General features: G+C 61.5%; 12 protein-coding genes and 2 pseudogenes. 9 read left to right on the top strand and 5 right to left on the bottom strand.

Features of this window, described 5'->3' with window-relative positions; genetic code table 11:
* Positions 1-59 precede the first annotated feature (59 nt).
* The gene (locus tag ACLFKU_RS09500; protein ID WP_368582778.1) at positions 60-977 is read left to right on the top strand and encodes a LysR family transcriptional regulator; all 918 of its coding nucleotides are present in this window, start codon (positions 60-62) and stop codon (positions 975-977) included.
* Between the two features lie 236 nt (positions 978-1,213).
* A complete protein-coding gene (locus ACLFKU_RS09495; RefSeq protein WP_410848899.1) occupies positions 1,214-3,418 on the top strand; it encodes a TonB-dependent receptor in 2,205 nt (734 codons plus the stop codon).
* 93 nt (positions 3,419-3,511) lie between these two features.
* Here ACLFKU_RS09495 and ACLFKU_RS09490 read toward each other — a convergent pair whose 3' ends face one another.
* The gene (locus ACLFKU_RS09490) at positions 3,512-6,316 is read right to left on the bottom strand and encodes a bifunctional YncE family protein/alkaline phosphatase family protein (protein ID WP_410848898.1); all 2,805 of its coding nucleotides are present in this window, start codon (positions 6,314-6,316) and stop codon (positions 3,512-3,514) included.
* A gap of 458 nt (positions 6,317-6,774) precedes the next feature.
* Between ACLFKU_RS09490 and ACLFKU_RS09485 the strand changes: the two genes are divergently transcribed.
* Positions 6,775-7,617, top strand: a complete 843-nt coding sequence (locus tag ACLFKU_RS09485; protein ID WP_410848897.1) for a helix-turn-helix transcriptional regulator — start codon at positions 6,775-6,777, stop codon at positions 7,615-7,617.
* Positions 7,618-7,700: 83 nt separating this feature from the next.
* Complete coding sequence (locus ACLFKU_RS09480; protein ID WP_410848896.1) at positions 7,701-8,078, top strand: cupin domain-containing protein; 378 nt, start codon at positions 7,701-7,703, stop codon at positions 8,076-8,078.
* Between the two features lie 9 nt (positions 8,079-8,087).
* On the opposite strand, the gene ACLFKU_RS09475 is transcribed toward ACLFKU_RS09480, so the two are convergent.
* A complete protein-coding gene (locus ACLFKU_RS09475; protein ID WP_410848895.1) occupies positions 8,088-8,834 on the bottom strand; it encodes an SDR family oxidoreductase in 747 nt (248 codons plus the stop codon).
* A 73-nt stretch (positions 8,835-8,907) separates the two neighbouring features.
* Entirely contained in the window at positions 8,908-9,735 is an 828-nt protein-coding gene (locus ACLFKU_RS09470) for an SDR family NAD(P)-dependent oxidoreductase (protein WP_410848894.1), read from the bottom strand.
* 96 nt (positions 9,736-9,831) lie between these two features.
* Between ACLFKU_RS09470 and ACLFKU_RS09465 the strand changes: the two genes are divergently transcribed.
* The 5 genes and pseudogenes from ACLFKU_RS09465 to ACLFKU_RS09445 all read left to right on the top strand — a co-directional run.
* A complete protein-coding gene (locus ACLFKU_RS09465) occupies positions 9,832-10,698 on the top strand; it encodes a helix-turn-helix transcriptional regulator (RefSeq protein WP_410848893.1) in 867 nt (288 codons plus the stop codon).
* Positions 10,699-10,805: 107 nt separating this feature from the next.
* Positions 10,806-15,095 (top strand): PQQ-binding-like beta-propeller repeat protein, encoded by a 4,290-nt coding sequence (locus ACLFKU_RS09460; RefSeq protein WP_410848892.1) that lies wholly within the window; start codon positions 10,806-10,808, stop codon positions 15,093-15,095.
* A gap of 28 nt (positions 15,096-15,123) precedes the next feature.
* Complete coding sequence (locus tag ACLFKU_RS09455; RefSeq protein WP_368582789.1) at positions 15,124-15,981, top strand: MBL fold metallo-hydrolase; 858 nt, start codon at positions 15,124-15,126, stop codon at positions 15,979-15,981.
* Between the two features lie 438 nt (positions 15,982-16,419).
* Positions 16,420-16,947 (top strand): annotated as a pseudogene (locus tag ACLFKU_RS09450) (IS30 family transposase); the annotation flags it as partial.
* Between the two features lie 7 nt (positions 16,948-16,954).
* Positions 16,955-17,263: pseudogene (locus ACLFKU_RS09445) on the top strand (integrase core domain-containing protein); the annotation flags it as partial.
* 279 nt (positions 17,264-17,542) lie between these two features.
* On the opposite strand, the gene ACLFKU_RS09440 reads toward ACLFKU_RS09445, so the two are convergent.
* Both ACLFKU_RS09440 and ACLFKU_RS09435 read right to left on the bottom strand, forming a co-directional pair.
* Positions 17,543-17,809: a hypothetical protein gene (locus ACLFKU_RS09440; protein ID WP_410848891.1), complete on the bottom strand. Its 267-nt coding sequence runs from the start codon at positions 17,807-17,809 to the stop codon at positions 17,543-17,545.
* Positions 17,810-17,961: 152 nt separating this feature from the next.
* Positions 17,962-18,729 carry a 3-hydroxyacyl-CoA dehydrogenase gene (locus ACLFKU_RS09435; protein WP_410849077.1) on the bottom strand — a complete coding sequence of 256 codons (768 nt, stop codon included), beginning with the start codon at positions 18,727-18,729 and terminating at the stop codon, positions 17,962-17,964.
* Between the last annotated feature and the right edge of the window lie 355 nt (positions 18,730-19,084).

The raw sequence follows: 19,084 nt of genomic DNA, 5'->3' as shown, positions 1-19,084 counted from the left end.
ACCATCAGGATGGTATTGCCGTACGATCGTCCAGATGAGCACGTTCGACGGAGTGGAACATGTTGTCGGCGGAAGAGCTTGCATTGCTGGAAGCGATTCGGGAAACCGGGAGCCTGTCGCGCGCGGCCGCGCAACTGGGCAAGGCGCCGTCAACCGTGTCGCATGCCGCGCGCCAGCTCGAGAGCCGCTTCGATGCATTGTTGTTCGATCGCCGGCGCTACCGGTTGCAGCTTACTCCGGCTGGGCATGCGCTGGCGGAGGAGGCGGGACGGCTCATGCAGGACGTGGCTCGCATGACTCAGCGGGTTCGGCAGATCGCGAGCGGCTGGGAGGACCGGTTATGGATCGTGACCGACGAGATCATCGAGTTCGAGCTTGTGATGCCAGTCGTCCGCGCATTCGACGCGTTGCAGTCGGGGGTAAAACTCCGGGTCACCAATGAAGTGCTCGGCGGCACGTGGGAGGCGCTGCGCGAAGGTCGAGGCGACCTGGTTGTCGGGGCGACGAACGAACCCCCGGCGATCCCCGGCCTGCGGTGGTTCGAGCTGGGTGTGATGGAGTGGGTGTTCGCGGTCGCGCCGCGTCATCCGCTGGCGGCAGCCAAAGGTCCGCTCAGGCGCGAAGATATCGCGGCCCATCGTGCCGTCGTCGTGGCCGATTCGTCGAGAATGATGCCGGGCCGCGCCTATGGCGTGGTTGGCGGCCAGGCTTCGCTGGCCGTTCCCAGCATGCGCGCGAAGATTCTGGCTCAGCGTGACGGGCTCGGGGTCGGCTGGCTGCCGAGACGCAGAATTGCGGCGCTGCTCAAGCGAGGCGAACTCGTCGAGAAAGGCACGGCCGATCCCCGTGAACCCAACGTGCTCTACGTTGCCTGGCGCGGCGACCACGAAGGCCGAGCGCTTCAATGGTGGTTGGAGCAATTGCGTCAACCGCGTCTGGCCAAACGACTGGTGAACGGACTGGATCTGTTTGCATAAGCGATCCGCATAGCTGGATGGGCAGCTTTCCCATGCGAGGTCGCGTAGGTCACCCCTCGATAGAAAGCGATAGCGTCGCGATGACACGACAACGATTCCGCATTCGTTGTCCGTGTGACCGTTCATGTCTGTGACACGCGCAAACGATAAATTTCGCGGGTCGAAGGGCAGGAACACTCGGAATTCATTTGCCACGGCATGAAGCCGATGCAATGCGCTGCATTGGAATGGAGTCAATGAGAACATCGCCATCCCGAATCGCCATCGCCGTCTCCGCTGCAACGTTGTCGCTCGCCACCGGGGCGAATGCGCAACAGACTGAACCCGCGGCCACTCAGCAGACCGAGGCGCCGGTCACTCTGGGACCCATCGTTGTCAATGCGACGAGACCAGCGGCCGCTCCCGATAACGTGGACGACCCGGAACAGATCGTGGGCGTCAGCAAGACCGGCACTCCGCTCGGCGACCTGCCGATGAGCGTGGAGGTCGTTCCGCGCGGCATTCTCGATGAACAAGGCGCCATGTCGTTGCAGGATGCGATCCGCAAAGGCAACGTGTCCGGAGTGAACTACGGCGGTACCGATTCGAAGGGCTTCACCGACCACTTCATGATCCGAGGCCTGCAGGCGCAGACCTATGACGACGGTTTTTCGGACGGCGACCAGGTCAACGGCCCAATGCATTCGCTGCTGGGCGTCGAGCGCATCGAGGTGCTCAAAGGTCCGGGCTCGGCGCTGCTCGGCAGCGGTCCTCCGGGCGGCTCGATCAACCTGATCCACTACACGCCGTCCGCGCAGTTCCATTGGGGCGGCGATATCCAGGCCGGCTCTTTCGGTACGGTCAACGCGAGTGGCTACGTCACCGGTCCAAGCGGCATCGACGGACTGAACTATCGTGTCGACGCCAGCGCCGGCCGCTCGGACGGCTACCGCGACCTGGCATCGTGGAACAGGGAAATCCGGCCCGATCTGCAATGGAAAATCGGCGACCACAAGGTTGAATTCTCGATCGACGCGCAGGAGTACATGGCAACGCCCGACTCATACGGGATCATCTACTACAAGGGTGCGCCGATTCGCAATGTCCCGTTCAACGCCAAATATTCGACGCCCTTCGCGAACGCGCACGGCAACTACGTCCGTGCCACGCTGACGGACGAGTGGCGCATCAGCGATTACCTGACGATCAATAATCGCCTGTCATACATGCACCACACACTGGACTTCTACAGCAATGGCGACAGCACGCACGCGAAGGTCAAGGGCAACGCATTCGTCGGCCGCCAGTTGCGCGATCAGAACGATTCGCTCAACACGGTCGACTACCAGTTCGAACCAGTCTGGAAATTCTCGACCGGCAGCATCCGCCATACGCTGCTGACAGGCTTCGAATACCTGAACCAGGATCTCAACAGCGCGAAGACGACAGCAGACCTTCCGGACATAAGCGACATCTTCGCGCCGGTGCCGCTGGAAACATCCATCGCAAGCCTGCACTTCCAGTGCGCGCCGTCTCACTCGTGCCAGAACGATCATGTGAGCGCGAACTTCTACAGCCTTTATGCGACCGATCAGGTGGACGTGACAGACAGGTTCAAAATCCGCGCAGGCGTGCGCAAGGACTGGTTCGGTACGTCGCTGACCCTGAACCCGGTCCCCGGCGAGCCGAATCGTACGGCCAACGACGGCATCACGCTGGTTCCCGGCAACACGTATACGCGCAACGATGCCCCGACCAGTTGGAGCGCCGGGATGTTGTACAAGCTGACGCCGTGGATGACGCCGTACTTCGGCGTATCGCGCAGCTATCTCGCGAACTTCAACTCCGAAAACACGGCTTTTTCCATCGGCCCACCGGAATCAGCGCTGCAATACGAGCTGGGCATAAAGTGGTCGTTCGACGACGGGCGCTACGTGCTCAACACCGCGCTGTTCGACGTAAAGCGGGAACACGTGGCGACCCCGTTCGGTGAAGACCAACTCGCGTTCGATTCGCAGCGCACGCGCGGCGGCGAGGCTTCGTTCGACGCGGATCTCACGTCGAACTGGCACGTGTACGCGAACTTTACCGGACAGCAGGCGCACATCACTTATAGTCCGGACACTCCCGGTGCGGTCGGGACCGCCCCGCAGGGCGTGCCGGCCTTTATGGCGAACCTGTGGACGACATACCGCTTCAGCCTCTTCGGCAAGACAGGTTTTCATGCGGGTGCCGGCATCGACTACATGAGCCGGATGACGAACGGCTTTGCCAACGGCTACGACTGGGCACCGGCCTCCGTGATCGCGAACCTGCAGTTCGGTTACGCGGAGCGTCACTGGGGAGCCGATCTGAACATCGACAACGTCACCAACCAGCGCTACTTCATCGCCACCAATGTGGTCGGTGCGTACCTCGGCTCGCCGTTAGCCGCGTACGTTCGCCTGCACGCGGACTTCTGATCGTGGACGACAGCGGGCGGCTGTCCATCTGGACAGCCCCCCGGCGATGGCAGCTACTGCGTGTGCAGCGCGACGGGCGATGCGAACCCTCGATCAATCGTCATCGTCGTCGGCAGCGGCGACCGTCTTCGTCCCTTCAGCAGACATCTTCGTGTAGATCGAATGCGGCGCCGGATACGGCTTGTCGCCCATCACGCCGGTCCACAGCACGCGGTTGAAGAGTTCCGGCGGAACGCGATCCTCCTTGGAGAAATCGAAGCCCTTCGTCACGCTTGCCCAGTAAGTCGCGTCATGCAGCGGATGAATGTCCGGACCCTGCGCGTACTGATTGCCGTCATTGCCGGCGGATGTCGGGCCGGTGGCAACGTTGCCCACGTTCGTACCCCTCAGGATCGTCGACGCGACGGCAGTGTAGGTCCACGAACCGTCCGAGCCAGTGTCGAAGACGTCGGCCATCGGTTGCGCATACGCGGTGTTCAGATTGATGTGCTGGGTGCCGAGCACGTCTTCCATGGTACGGATCGCGTTCACCTGGCTGTACGCGGTGCTGACAACGGCGTTCTTCTTCACGTATGCGCCAACGACGTAGGCCGGCGCGCGGTGCGAGTCGACGTGATCCGAACCGGCCTGCGAGTCGTCCTCGACCACCACGATCAGTGTGCTTTTCGCGTACGGGCTGTGTGCGACCGTCTCGATCAGCTTGCCCACCGCGAAATCGTTGTCCGCTTGCTCCTGTTCAGCCGTGCCCATCTGACCGACGTTCTGCGCATAGCTGCCGGTGTGATCGGAACCCATGCGGACGAACTCAAACGACGGCAGACGGCCGTTCGCGACGTACTGCTGGAACTCGCGGTTCCATTCGAGTTCGCGGAAGGTGTCCGGATAGGCCTGGTCGAAGCCGCGGTAGTACGGGTCCGTCAGCGTGACGAGCGACGGCTTGAGCGGGTACGCCTGAATGTTGCCGGCAGCAAACGGGTTGAGGAGGGGGCTCGCGATCGTGCCGATCGAGCCGCTGTTGTTGACCATGCCGCCGTAGTTGCGGACCGTACCGCCCGCTTGCAGCACCGCGTCATAGATGCTCGCCTTCTGGTAGCCGAACGGCGCATCCGGGACCGAAATATCGGCGATACCCGGCAGCGCGTTGGCAGTGCCGCCCGGCAGCGACGACGTAACCGTGCTGTAGGCCCCGCCGGAGGCACCGTCGCGCATCGCGGTGGTGGCGAGGCCAACCGGCAGACCGCGATTGGCGCCTTCGGATTCATACGACATGCCGCGGCTCACGCCAGCGTAGTTTTCCTGCTGCGACACTTCCTCGGTCGGCGTGACGTGCGCGTGCTGCACCCACGACCAGCCATCCATCGAGCCGTCGCCCGGATCGGCGAAGTTGTCGATCGTGACGAAATTGCTAGCGATATTGTGGAAGTTCGGCGTGGTGGCCTTGCCATACATCGTCAGCGACGGATCCCCGTTCGAGCCGTTGCCGAGGTCGCCGAGAATCTGGTCGAACGTCCGGTTTTCCTTGACGACATAGATCACGTGCTTGATGTGATCGTGCAGGAAATTCATCGTCTGGCGATCGCTTTGCGACTCTCTGACCGAATAGTGGTTGTTCTCGTCGACCTGGCTGGTCAGCCGCGCAAGCACGTCGCCCCTCGGGACCGGTGCGCTCACGAGGCTGCTCTGTTCGAGACCGAACTGGTACTGGGCCGTTGTGCCCGACGTGTAGAGCGGGTTCGGGCCGGTGTTCGACTTGCCGTTGATGATGTACATCTGCGAGCCGTCGGCGCTCAGCGTGACGTCCTTGGGCGCATACGCGGTCGGGATCAGGCCGGTGACGTGGTAGCCCTCGTTGCCATCGAGCGAGATCACGGCGATCGAGTTGTCGCCGTTGTTGACCGCATACAGGGTTCGCCCGTCGCGCGATACGGTTACGTTGACCGTGTCGCGGCCGCTGTACTTCCTGTTGCTGCCGCTGCCCTCATCATTGCCGTCGCCGGACTGGCTAGCGATGTCGATCGTCTTCTCGACCCGGTGGCTGGCCGTATCGATGACCGCGACCTGGTCGGTATTCGCCACGGCGACGTAGAGCTTGGACTGATCCGGCGAGAGGGTCATTCCGTACGCATTGCCTTTCACCGGAATGCGAGTGATGAATTGCGGCGCGGCCGGGTTCGACAGGTTGAGCACCACGACTTCACGGTCGCGCACCGACGAGATGAACGCCGTGTCGTCGGATTTCAGCGCAACGGCCCACGGGTATTCGCCGCCGGCAACGCCCTGCGTGCCCGACGTATTGAACGGGCGCAGATCGTATTCCGACATGACGGTGTTCGATGTCGTGTCGATGATGGTGATCGAGTCGTTGTAGTTGTTGGCAACGACGAGAATCCTGCCATTGCCGGAGAGAGCGAGACCCCCGGCGTTCGGCTTCACGCCCGACCCGACACCCTTGCTGTGGTTCAGGGCGATGGCTGCGGTTTGTGACCATTGGGCCGACGGAAGAGCCGACGGGCGGCTATAGACATAAACCGCGTCGTCCGCGCCACCGGTACCGTACAGGGTCTGGTTGCCATTCCATGCGAGGCCATCGAACGCATTGTTCTGGTGGATGGCCTGCACGAGCTTCGGGGTGGCCTTGTTGGCGCCCGACACGTCGTAGATGAAGATGTACTGGGTCGAGTCAGTCTTGTCCAGCGTGCTGTTGCTGGCACCCGTGTAGACGGTGTTATAGCCGGCCGTAATCACGGCCAGTGTGTTGCCGTCCGGGCTGAGTTGCGACTTGATCGCACCGCTGACGATCTGGGTCGGCTTGGCCGAAAGCTGCGGGTTGAGCAACTGCTGCACGGCACCTGGTATGGCTCGCGGAGAAATGAATTGCCCAGTCGGCAGAAGCTCCATGTCGCCCTGCGGCGCCGCAAATGCAATGCAGCTTGTCAATAGTCCTAATGCAAATCCAGATTGAATGAGATTTCGATGCATTTTGTTTCTCCCCAGATAATCAAAACAAAATAGCCAAATTGGATTGGAATGGAATCATTTGTCAGGTGGGTTGCCTCTGGTCGAGGATATGTGCGAGCGATTCGTCCAGGCGGGAAGCATTGAAACGGTGCCGCGCTGGAGCTTTCAGCACCGCAACATTTAGTCAGTTTCGAATGTCAGTGGAATGACATGTCTGAACCATGTGCATTCCGAATAAATTTTTACAAAAATTATCTCTCGATCGATATGTAATCGTAATTTAAACGTAAAAATATTCCTGAAATAAAGTGCTCGTCGTAAACATCGTGGCAAGAGGTGACTCGCAGGGCCCACCAGGTGTGTAATATGGACTGGAACGTCTCTTTGGGAGCAGTCCCATGCTTCGGGTACTTGAGCCGGGCGACTACTTCGGCACTACCGCCCTGCAATACAGGGATGATGGTATCTCGGTCGTGGAGACCCAATTCGCAACGGATCTCATCATTCCGCAGCACGAACATGTGAATCCGTTTTTCTGTTTCGTGCTGGACGGCTGCGGTACACGATCCTGGCCGTCACGCCGTGGCGAAGATGGGCCGATGTCACTGACGCTTTTCCCCGCAGGCGTACCGCACGCAAATTGCTGGTACGGGGCCGGCGGCAAGGCGCTCCATGTCGAATTCTCGTCCTCGTGGCTAGCGCGGCTTGGTGGTCGGACCCAAGTCCTCGATCGCCCGGATGACTTTGCCAGCGGAGCTCCGCTGTCGTTCATGCGCCGTCTGGTCCGCGAGTGCCATGAGCAGGATTCGGCTACGTCGCTAGCAGTCGAAGGGTTGGTACTCGAACTTCTTGCAGCGTGCGAGCGGGCCGCCCCGCGCACGGCGACGGTTGGCGGCTCGCGTCGATGGCTCGGTCGCGTGGAAGCACGACTGCACGATCGTTTTCGTGAGGCATTGACGTTGGACGAAATCGCTTCGGATAGCCATGTTTCCGCCGACCACCTCGCGCGGGAATTCCGCAAGCACTATGGCTGTACCGTCGGAGACTACGTGCGCCAGCTTCGGCTCGATTTCGCGTGCGCTCAATTGACCAGTGGACGCCATTCGCTCAAAGCGATTGCTCAGGCCGCCGGTTTCGCCGATCAAAGCCACTTTACGCGCGTGTTTCGGCGCAGGATGGGGCTGACACCAGGCGCGTACCGCGCGCAGTTGCTCGAAGATCGCTCCTGTACCAAAGATTGACGGTCCGGTACAAGACCAACAGAACTGGCAAGGGCTACAGTGGCTCGCATCTTCGACACGAACTAACGTTCATGGAGACTGATGTGAGCACCGATCCCTTTCCATATCTGACCCGCCTTAACGTTCTCTACTCCTTCGGCGAAGTCATCGACGTGCCTGCCCTCGTGGCGGCAAACGGCCATCCCTGGTACAACCAGACGCTGTGTCAGGTGAACCAGTCGGTAGTCCGGCTGGGTGTCGTGCAGGGCGAATATCATTGGCACAAACATGACGCGGAGGACGAATTCTTTTATGTTGTTAGCGGACGTTTCCTGATCGACCTCGAGGACCGGGTCGTCGATCTAGCCCCGGGACAGGCGTTTGTCGTGCAAAAAGGCCTGCTGCATCGCCCTCGAGCGCCTGAGAAAACGGTGATCCTGATGGTCGAGGCGGCGGGAATCGTTCCCACCGGTGACACCTGATGCAGATCGTCAGCGAGGATCGGTCAGCGGTACGGTCTGGCCAGTCGAATCCAGACCAATTCCGCCGTCGCATATGATCGTTTGCCCAGTCATGAAGGAGTTCGAAATCAGAAACTCGATCGCCATGGCGACGTCGTCTGGCTGGCCAATTCGTCCTACGGGCGTTCTCGCCGCATAACCGGCAAAAGCGGATTGCTTGTCTTTCTCCGGCAGGAAGTCCCACCACGGCGTATCAATGACGCCAGGCGAAACCGCGTTAATCCGCAACGGGCGTAGCTCTGCCGCCAGGATCGGCACGATCGCGGCAATCGCCGCGTTCGCTGCGCCGAGGCCCGCTGTTCCGGGCATGGCCGAGTGTGCCGACACGGCAGAGAGAAAAGTGATACTTCCGGTTTTCGCAATCGACGCAAGGGCCGCCTGGGCACACGCGAAATGAGGAAATACTTTCTCATCGAATCCCATACGAACCGCATCGAGACTGACGGCTGAAAACGGGCCTCCACCCTTGCCACTGCCGAGCGCGAGAACCAGGTGATCGATTGCGCCAATCTCGGCAAACGTGCCGGCGATGGTCGATGCATCGGATGCATCGAATCTCACCGTATTTGCAGCGCCGTGCAATGCTGCCTTCGCTTTGGCCAGTTTCGCGGAATCTCTCCCTGCAATCGTAACCGTGTATCTCCGATCCAATAGCCGGCTAGCTGTCGCGAAGCCAATGCCGGAGGAGCCGCCGACAATGAAGACATGTTGTGACATGGCTGAAGTTCCGCTTTTTGAAAAATGCCGGGTATCCGGAACCCAGGCGGGGCCGACATCGAAATTCGATGTGTCAATGTGCCAGCGACGGGTCCGTCAACTGAAAGCTGAGCTGACGCAGTCGCTTGCGAAGCGTGGGGTCGTAGGCGTCGGGATGAGCTCTGGCGAGCCTCGTGCCGTCGAAATAGAGGCCGGTACAGCCTTCCATTGCGGTTGTCGCCGCAAGATGAAGAACCGCGTCGGCGCCTTCCGCGACCGTGCTGAGCGGTGTGATTCCGCCATTCCTCACCATGGTTGTATCCATGTATGTGGCCGGATGCAGACAATTTGCCGTCACGCCGGTCTGCGCCAGTTCGTCGGCCAGATCGAAGGTGAACATGATTTGCGCGAGCTTGCTCTGGCAGTAGGCCGCGGTACCGCTATAGCCGCGGCTCAACATCACGTCGTCGAAATCGATCGGGCGTTGTCCCACGGAAGCGACATTGACAATCCGCGATCTCGAGCCCTTCAGCAAAAGAGGCAGCAGAAGCCTGGTCAGGGCACAGCCCGCGAGGTAGTTCACGGCAAACCGCAATTCGATTCCATCCGCCGTGACTTGCCTGGTCGAGCCACGCGGACCGGTGCCGATGCCGGCGTTGTTGATGAGCAGGTCGAGTCGATCGTGCGCGCGTCCGATCGCGCTCGCCAGCGATCTAACTTCCGCGAACGTAGACAAATCAGCCGGATAAAAAGTAGCTTTGCCTCCCGCATCCGCTATCTCGCGAACGACGTGTTCGCCCCTTTCGATATTTCGCCCGTGAATGAGCACATGCGCGCCCTGGGCTGCGAGTCGCTTCGCGACGCAGCGTCCGAGTCCGTCGGTCGAGCCGGTAACCAGCACAAGCTTGTTCGTCATGTTCATGATTGAATAGACTGAAAGTTGGTTTGGTCTTCATCCTGTGCGCTTTGCCGCGCGACAAACAGTGCTGGATCGATACTGGTATAGGGAGCTACCACGATGACGATGAACGTCAGAACGCTCGCCGCCGAACGGCGCCGTTGCGAGCTGGGTGCATTTCTGAGGTCGCGGCGCGAGCACCTGAGTCCGGCCGCGGTCGGATTGCCTGACGGGTTTCGACGACGCACGCCGGGGCTGCGCCGCGAAGAAGTCGCGATGCTCGCGGACGTCGGCATCACGTGGTACACCTGGCTCGAACAGGGGCGCGACGTCCGCGCGTCCGAAGAGGTGCTGATCGCAATCGCGAATGCGTTGCGGCTGGACGCCGTTGAGCGGCGGCATCTGTTCGTACTGAGCGATCGTCCGTCGCCGGAACTCCAGTCGACGAATCCAGAAAAGCTCGAAGAGCCGGTGCAACGGATGCTCGCCAGTCTGTCAGGCCAGCCCGCTTACGTCACTGGCCGTCGCTGGGATATCCTGGGCTGGAATCGGGCCGCCACCTTGGTGTTCGGTGACTACGGTCAGCTTTCGGTAGATGAGCGCAATCTGATGTTCATGGTCTTCGCGAATGCGCGGCATCGCCGTTTGCTCGTTGACTGGGAGGACGTGGCGCGTGCGTCGCTAGCGATGTTCCGCAACGACAGTGCACGCTATGTGGGTGATCCTGATTTTGAACGGCTGATATCGACGCTGCGACACAGGAGCGACGAATTCAATGCGTGGTGGCGCAGGCATGAGGTGCTCAATCCGTTATCGAACATCAAGCGCATCAGGCATCCGCGCAAAGGCCTGATGGTCTTCGAATACACCAGTTTCGCGCTGCTGGACGGCTCCGATCGCAAGCTCACCGTCTACACGCCGCTTGATGAATGCAGGACCGCGGACAAGCTGGACGCTCTCATCGTGTCCGCCAGGCGCGAACTGTAAAGCATTGACGCAATCAATTCAGCGCGCGGGATGCCAGACTCAAGCAAATGAGGTGGATGGTGTTCTTTCCGAGTGCAGTCAACTGAGAGACTGAAGTTTGCAGCGCGATGCCCAGGATCTTCATCAGCCACGCCAGCGCAAATAACGCTCTCGCGCTCGCGGTCGGACACTGGCTTGCCGATAACGGCTGGGATGACTACTTCGTTGACCTCGAGCCGGTCGAGGATTTGGCTCATGACGAACGCTGGCAGGAAGCGCTCAAGTCTGCGGCCGACCGCTGCGAGGCCGTGGTGTTTCTGATTTCGCCCGCGTGGTGCGACTCTCGCTCGTGCCTGGCCCAGTTAACCCTTGCCAGGTTTCTGGGCAAGACAATCTTCGGTGTGCTCGTCGAGGCGATGCCGCTCGACGCCTTGCCGAAAGAGTTGACGGTGCGATGGCAGCTCTGTGATCTCGCCACCGGGACTCAACGCCAGAGCTTCCGGGTCTCGCATGAGCCGCTTGTTCCGGCAACTGAAGTCTCTTTCGCCAAAGCGGGGCTTGCCCGGCTCGAGTTTGGGCTGCGACAGGCCGGGTCCTCTCCGTCGGGCTTTCCGTGGCCGCCGGCTAACGATGCCGAGCGGCCCCCTTATCCAGGACTGAGAGCGCTGGAGGCCGAGGATGCGGCCGTGTTCTTTGGCCGGGACACGGCGGTCTTGCGCGGGCTCGATACGCTACGCAGCGTCCGTGAGCAGGGGGGCGAGCGGATGTTGGTGATCCTCGGCGCGTCCGGAGCGGGCAAGTCGTCCTTCCTGCGGGCGGGCCTGTGGCCGCGTCTGAAGTGCGATGACCGAAACTTTTTGCCGCTACCTGTGATCCGGCCAGAGTGCGCTGTTCTTACCGGTGCCACGGGACTAGTCGTCAGTATCGAGCTGGCCTTTCAGGAACTCGCTGCACCCAGGACGCGCGCCGAGATCCGCCAGGCAGTTCAGACTCCTGATGGATTTGAGAAACTGCTTGGCCAGCTTCAAACGCTGCACTGCTCGCGGCTCGGATCAGATGCCGTGGCGCCGACCGTTCTGATCTGTATCGACCAGGGCGAGGAATTGTTCAGCGCAGAAGGCGAAGAGCAGTCTTCGCACTTCCTGTCCTTGCTTGCGAGGACGCTCGCGACCGCGGAAAACGGGGCGATTCAGGCGATCGGCAAACGGCAGCGTGCGCTTGCGGTCGTGGCGATCCGCACAGACGCTTACGAGCCATTGCAGAGCGCGCCAACGCTGCGCGGCATACCGCCGCGCGTCTTCAGCCTCCCTCCATTCGAGCGCGCGGAATTCAAGGCGGTGATCGAGGGGCCTGCCGCGCGGGCTACCGCCGCCGGGCGTGAGCTGACGATCCAGCCAGCGCTGATCGAGCGGCTTCTTCACGATACTGAAGGGACAGACGCATTGCCCTTGCTGGCCTTTTCGCTCGAGCGGCTATTTACCGACTATGGCGCCACAGGAAGCTTCAGCCTGGCCGACTATCAGGCGATAGGGGGTATGCGCGGTTCCATCGAGGCCGCGGTCGAATCGGCATTTGCCGATCCCGGACGGGCGCCTGCTGTTCCAGCAGATAAGGCTGAGCGCGAGCGTCTACTGCGCGATGGCTTGATCCCATGGCTCGCGCACGTCGAACCGCTGACGCAACAGCGCAAGCGCCGTGTGGCACGCTGGGATGAGCTTCCCGAGTCCGCCCATGCCGTGCTGAAGCGTCTCATCCGGTATCGATTGCTATTGGAAGACCGACGCAAGGCCGAAGCTGGCGATGAGGAAATCACCATCGTTGAAATCGCGCACGAGGCGCTGTTACGGCAGTGGCCTGTCCTTACCACCTGGCTCGACGCGGACGCAGATGCGCTCAAGACAGTCGACACCGTGCAGCGAGCGGCGCAGGAGTGGCAAAAGAACGGGCAGGGGACGGCCTGGCTAGCCCACGCCGGCGAGCGGCTGGCGAGCGCGGAAGCCATCCTGCAGCGGTCGGACTTCGAACGAATGCTGGGCGCGGATGGCCTTTCCTATTTGCGGGCTTGTCGCGGGCGCGAGGAGGGCGCACGCGCGGAGCGCGAGTCGCAGTTGCAGCAGATCGCTCACACACGGACAGCGTCTACGCAGCGAGTCATCCAGGTACTGATGGGCGCAATCGCGTTCATTCTGATTGCGACAGCAGGGTGGATCATTCACCAGACCCGGACGGTCGCGCGCCAGACTTCTGTTGTGCTGGCGTCGGCCGCGACGATGGCGAACGACGCGGGAATTTACGATCGCGCAATGCGCTTCGCGATACTGGCGATGCGCAAGAGTTGGCTTTCGCCGGGATCGGTTGACGCGGAGCTGGAGCTCATGCGCGGCGCGCAGGCGTCGATGCAAATTGCGGTGCTCGGTGGGCATCAGGATGCGGTCGATTCCGCCGCGTTCGGCCCAGAAGGCAAGCGGGTGGTGACCGCGTCCTGGGATGGGACCGCGCGGGTGTGGGACGCGGCTACCGGCAAACAGATCGTGCAACTCAGCGGACATCAGGGTCTGATTTATTCCGCCGTCTTCGGCCCGGACGGCCGGCGCGTGGTGACTGCGTCCGCGGACAGGACCGCGCGGGTCTGGGACGCGGCGACGGGCAAACAGATCGCGCAGCTCCGCGGGCATCGGGACCTGGTTTATTCCGCCGCCTTCGGCCCGGACGGCCGGCGCGTGGTGACCGCGTCCGCGGACAGGACCGCGCGGGTTTGGGACGCAGCTACGGGCAAACAGATCGTGCAGCTCAACGGGCATCAGGGGCCGGTTTTCTCCGCGGTCTTCAGCCCGGACGGCCGGCGCGTGGTGACCGCGTCCGCGGACAGGACCGCGCGGGTGTGGGATGCAGCGACCGGTCACGTGATCGCGCAGCTCAGCGGGCATCGGGACCTGGTGAGCTCGGCGGCCTTCAGCCCGGATGGCCGGCGCGTGGTGACCGCGTCCGATGACAAGACCGCGCGGGTATGGGATGCCGCGACCGGTCACGTGATCGCGCAGCTCACAGGGCATCAGGGACCGGTTTTCTCCGCGGCCTTCAGCCCGGACGGCCGGCGCGTGGCGACTGCGTCCGATGACAAAACCGCGCGGGTGTGGGATGCGGCGACCGGCCACGCGATCACGCAGTTCAACGGACATCAGGGACCGATAAGCTCCGCCGTCTTCAGCCCGGACGGCCTGCGCGTGGTGACCGCCTCCGATGACAAGACCGCGCGGGTGTGGGATGCGGCGACCGGACAGACGATCGTGCAGCTGATCGGACACCAAGGGCCGGTAAACGTCGCCGTGTTCAGCCAGGACGGTCAGCGGGTGTTGACTGCATCGCGTGACAGGACCGCGCGCGCGTGGGACGCGGGCAAGGGGATCTTGCTGCTCAGCGGGCATCAGGAGCCGGTTGTTTTCGCCGCCTTCAGTCCGGACGGTCAGCGTGTGGTGACTGCGTCCCGTGATAGGACCGCGCGGGTGTGGGACGTCGCCACGGGCAAGCAGATTGCGCTGCTCAGCGGGCATCAGGATTGGGTAGACTCCGCTGCGTTCAGCCCTGACGGCCAGCGGATAGTGACCGCGTCCGCGGATCAGACCGCGTGGATGTGGGATGCGGCCGCGGGCAAACAGATCGCCCAGCTCAGCGGGCATCACGGGGCAGTTTTTTCCGTCGTCTTCAGCCCGGACGGCCGGCGGGTGGTGACCGCGTCCGCGGATGGGACCGCGCGGGTGTGGGACTCGGTCACGGGCAAACAGATCCTGGTGCTCAGCGGGCATCAGGAGCCGGTAGATTCCGTCGCCTATAGTCCGGACGGCCAGCGGGTGGTGACTGCCTCCTGGGATGGGACCGCGCGGGTGTGGGACGCGGCCACGGGCAAACAGATCCTGGTGCTCAGCGGGCATCGCGGGACGGTTTTTTCCGCCGTCTTCAGCCCGGACGGCCGGCGCGTGCTGACCGCTTCCGCGGATGGGACCGCGCGAGTGGGGGACGCGGCGACGGGCAAACGGATCGGCCAGTTCAGCGGGCATCAGGGGGCGGTGGGTTCCGCCGCCTTCAGCCCGGACGGCCAGCGGGTAGTGACCGCGTCCGCGGATGGGACCGCGCGAGTGTGGGACGTGGCGACTGGCCAGGTGATCGCGCAACTCACCGGGCATCACGGAGCCGTGAGCTCCGCCGCCTTCAGCCCGGATGGCGAGCGGGTGGTGACCGCGTCCGCGGATCAGACCGCGCGGGTGTGGCCGATCCCTTGGCTTATGCAAAATCGAGGGCGGAGTTTGGCGATGGCGGTGTGCAAGGAAAGGCTTGTGGGAGCAAACTTGCTCACAACCGGTGATGGAGCCGCCCTTTCTCCCGTGCGCGGGCGCCAGGGCGAAAACGTATGTGGATCCTGATTTGCCGACCGGACGACAGGAGCATCGAATGAAGCCGACACGCAACGCCGATTCCGTCCCAGGCGAGTGGTACATCGACACAGCGTGCATCAATTGCGGTGCATCGCGTCACGTCGCGCCGGGGCTGATCGTCGAACGAAACGACAAGAGTGTCTTCTTGCGGCAGCCGGTTACGCCCGAAGAGCACGTCGACGCCTGGCGCGCGGTGCTCGTGTGTCCTACGGCCTCGGTACGGAGTGAAACGAAGCAGCCTCGTCCGGGTGCCGTGATCTTTCCACAGCCGATCACGTCGGCGGTGTGGCGCTGCGGATTTAACGCGCGGTCGTCGTTTGGCGCGCACTCTTACTTTGCGAGGCGCCCGGACGGCAATCTGCTGATCGACTCACCGCGCTACGCGGCGGAACTCGTGAAATGGTTCGACGACAACGGTGGTATCGCGCATATCCTTCTGTCGCATCGTGACGACGTCGCGGACGCGGATAAATACGCCCGTCATTTCGGCGCGCGCGTCTGGATTCACCGGGAAGACATGTCGGCTGCGCCTTACGCAACGGACTTGCTCGACGATGCATCGGCGACGGATATAGCCGCCGGCGTGCGCGCGATTCCTGTGCCCGGGCACACGCGCGGGAGCGTCGTGTACCTGCTCGACGACAGTGTGTTGTTCGCGGGTGATTCGCTTGCATGGAGCCCGCGCGCGCGGGACCTCGTCGCGTTCAGGGACGCGTGCTGGTATTCATGGTCTGAGCTCACCGAATCGCTTGGCAAGCTAGCCGCGTATCGCTTCGACTGGTTGCTTCCTGGTCACGGCTGGCCCACGCACTTGCCGGCCGAGGAAATGCGCACCCGCTTGCTCGCGTTGGTTGTTCGCATGCGGAAGGATTGAGGTTGACGGGCTTTCGTGGCGAGAAGTGCCGCAACGCAGGTAGGGCTGAGAGTGTGGTCTCGCGCTCCGCGCAGACCAGCCGTGAAAAACAAAAAACCCCGTAAGACTTTGATCTTACGGGGTTTCTCGAACTACATCGGCTTACGCCGGAACAACTTGTGGTGCCCAGGAGAGGACTCGTATGTTATTTATAGATGATTGATTTAACGAGAGGTTTAGGAAAATATTTCTTGTCGGTGTACTCATTGATGTACTCATCTCGCACTGGCTTGCAAACGACGTTCGTTTGTCGCGTAAACGCAACCCTCGGAGCGGCAAATGATCTGATGCCGACGGGGAATCTGCTTTCGATGGGCGAAGCTTCGCGGTCATCCGAATCTGTGTGACAAAACGGGCGAGCACGATGAGTATGCAAGGATGCAGCGGGCCCCCTTGGTCCCGGCGGAGGTTGCCGATCGCGCTGTGCCAGGCCACTGGGAGTGGTGATCTCATTATCAGGCTGAATAGCTCGGCGATCGGTATTCTGGTTGAGCGAACGACTGGCTTCACAATGCTGCTGCACCTTCCCCCGATGCCAGGCCACGGTCCCGGCGCCGAAGCCGTTCGCAATGCCATCGCTGCGAAGATCACCGCGCTGCCTGAACATCTACGCAGATCGCTGACCTGGGATCAAGGTGCGGAGATGGCTCAACACGCGCAGCTAAAGATAGATACAGGGTTGGAAATCTACTTCTGCGACCCACAAAGTCCTTGGCAGCGTGGCACTGACGAAAACACCAACGGCCTGCTGAGACAGTACTTTCCTAAAGGAACAGACATGAGCAAGTATTCCGAGCGCGATCTCGACGCGGTCGCAAACGCGCTTAACTGCAGGCCTCGCAAAACCCTCGATTGGAAGACATCAGCCGAGGCGCTTGAAGGGTTACTATTCACAGCTTGAGTTGCGGTGTTGCGACGACCCCTTGAACCTAAGCAATACGTCAACATTCGCTACAGCGAACGGCTGGCCGGGGCCGGCATCGAGCCGTCGGTCGGCAGCCGGGGAGACAGCTACGGTAACGCACTGGCTGAAACGATCAACGGCTTGTACAAGGCTGAAGTGATTCATCGTCGTGCGCCCTGGAAAACGCGTAAGTCCGTCGAACTGGCAACGCACGAATGGGTCGCCTGGTTTAACCACCATCGGCTCATAGAACCGCTCGGCTATATCCCACCTGCTGAAGCTGAGGCAAACTACTACCGGCAACTCCGTAACGCAGCCGCAGTGCCGGCATTAACTTAAACCAACCAGCCTCCACGATTCCCAAGGCGGTTCAATCATATTAAAGTCGTTCGAGAAACACAAGGCGTTTAATCTTCGCCATCCGATCAAGGGCATGTTCATGCATAGGGTAGGCAAGCGCTATATGCGTTCATGTGGACGGCACACACAACGGCATCCAGGATGGTAAGCGCATCAACTTCCGATGGCGTCAGCGCCATCTCGGCGAATTCCTCCCAACGGTCCCGTTAGTCAATCACTTGGTTTGGATTCTCCGTAGCTCTCTGTACAATCGTTCGCCTAGGAGAGGACCATAGTTTCGTATCCACGTTTCGGCAGGGCTAGCCGCTGGTACAGCTCGATCCGCAGGCGTTGCGCGGCCTCAAGCTTGTCCATGCGCAAATTCCGACGGTTGACCAACGCCAGTATATGCGCGGTGACATGGCGGGCCACACAGGTGGCCCGCCATGTCACCGCATCGCGAAAATGGTTGGCAGTGGCTCTCAGTGGCGTACGGGCTGCAGCGACGATCGAGACGGGATCGTTGAAAATCGAAGAAGCGCGCATGCGAGTCTCCATCCGCCGCTTCGTGCCGGCGTTGCACGGGGTGATGAGTTTTTCGTCGCAGATGAATCATCTGAGCTGATCGGGGTTCGGCGCATCAGGGGGATCGAGGCAAGGCGGCAGCAGCATAACGATGCGCATTGCTGGCGCTGAGTTCATTTGGGTGCCATACGGATGGCGCCGTCAAGGCGAATCACTTCGCCGTTGAGGTAGGCGTTTTCGAGAATGTGCATCACAAGTGCCGCAAATTCTTCTGGCCGGCCAAGGCGCGGGGGAAAGGGGACCATTTTCCCAAGGGCTTCTTGTACTTCCGCAGGCATGCTTTTGAGCATCGGCGTCTCCATGATCCCCGGCGCGATGGCGAGCACGCGAATCCCGTGGCGGGCCAATTCCCGTGCAATAGGCAGCGTCATAGCCACGACCCCGCCTTTCGACGCGGCATAGCCTGCTTGCCCGATCTGACCGTCAAAGGCGGCGACCGAGGCAGTATTGATTATGACCCCTCGCTCGCCATCGTCCTCGGGCGTATTCTCGGCCATGCACGCCGCGGCGAGCCGTACCACGTTGAACGCGCCAATCAGGTTGATCTGAATCGTGCGTGCGAAGCTCTCCAATTGGTGCGGGCCTTCACGCCCGAGCACTTTCTCGGCCGGGGCCACGCCTGCGCAATTGATCAGGCCGTAGAGTGGGCCGAAGGTGTCGCGGTACGTGGCCAGCGCACCCTCGACGCTTGCTGAGTCGGATATGTCAGCTTTGACGAATAAGGCGTTGCGGCCCAATTCCGCCGCCACAGCAGTACCGCCTTCGTGGTTCAGATCTATGAGCAGCACGCGAGCGCCGCCTGCTATGAGACGACGCGCCGTGGCTGCGCCGAGTCCCGAACCGCCACCTGTGACGATGAAACCTTTTCCTCGAATCTGCAATTCTCTCTCCCGCAAGTGATCACCCTGGTGGACGAGGCACAGGGCGCGTGCTTCGCTGTAAGCACCGAATGCCGGATCCATGCATCCCGTTGGACGGTCGTGTGACGTGACCGCACGCTGCATGACCCGGCCGAACAAGCCGTGTCCGCAACGATCGACCAGCTGGTTATCGTAAGCTGCACACCGAAGTCCGCCTATGCCCGTAGACCTCTTCATGCATGCGCGTTTGGACATGTCGTGCCGGGTTGTGCCGGACGCCGGCCTTCGTTGGCCGATAGAAGCTTGCTCTCGGCCGTATGAAATTTCACTTGCGGGCTGCCGCGGTTAACATCGCTGGCATGCACTTCCGTCTGGA

This window comes from Paraburkholderia sp. EG304 (genome assembly GCF_046543485.1).
In the GTDB taxonomy this organism is placed as follows: Bacteria; Pseudomonadota; Gammaproteobacteria; order Burkholderiales; family Burkholderiaceae; genus Paraburkholderia; species Paraburkholderia youngii.
This window is presented reverse-complemented; position numbering and strand designations above follow the sequence as displayed.

Excerpts from the sequence above, each read along its gene's own strand:
- ACLFKU_RS09455 (WP_368582789.1), top strand. The coding sequence starts at position 15,124 with ATGAAGCCGACACGCAACGCCGATTCCGTCCCAGGCGAGTGGTACATC.
- ACLFKU_RS09495 (WP_410848899.1), top strand. The coding sequence starts at position 1,214 with ATGAGAACATCGCCATCCCGAATCGCCATCGCCGTCTCCGCTGCAACG.
- ACLFKU_RS09490 (WP_410848898.1), bottom strand. The coding sequence starts at position 6,316 with ATGGAGCTTCTGCCGACTGGGCAATTCATTTCTCCGCGAGCCATACCA.
- ACLFKU_RS09475 (WP_410848895.1), bottom strand. The coding sequence starts at position 8,834 with ATGTCACAACATGTCTTCATTGTCGGCGGCTCCTCCGGCATTGGCTTC.
- ACLFKU_RS09470 (WP_410848894.1), bottom strand. The coding sequence starts at position 9,735 with ATGAACATGACGAACAAGCTTGTGCTGGTTACCGGCTCGACCGACGGA.
- ACLFKU_RS09485 (WP_410848897.1), top strand. The coding sequence starts at position 6,775 with ATGCTTCGGGTACTTGAGCCGGGCGACTACTTCGGCACTACCGCCCTG.
- ACLFKU_RS09440 (WP_410848891.1), bottom strand. The coding sequence starts at position 17,809 with ATGCGCGCTTCTTCGATTTTCAACGATCCCGTCTCGATCGTCGCTGCA.
- ACLFKU_RS09500 (WP_368582778.1), top strand. The coding sequence starts at position 60 with ATGTTGTCGGCGGAAGAGCTTGCATTGCTGGAAGCGATTCGGGAAACC.
- ACLFKU_RS09460 (WP_410848892.1), top strand. The coding sequence starts at position 10,806 with ATGCCCAGGATCTTCATCAGCCACGCCAGCGCAAATAACGCTCTCGCG.
- ACLFKU_RS09465 (WP_410848893.1), top strand. The coding sequence starts at position 9,832 with ATGACGATGAACGTCAGAACGCTCGCCGCCGAACGGCGCCGTTGCGAG.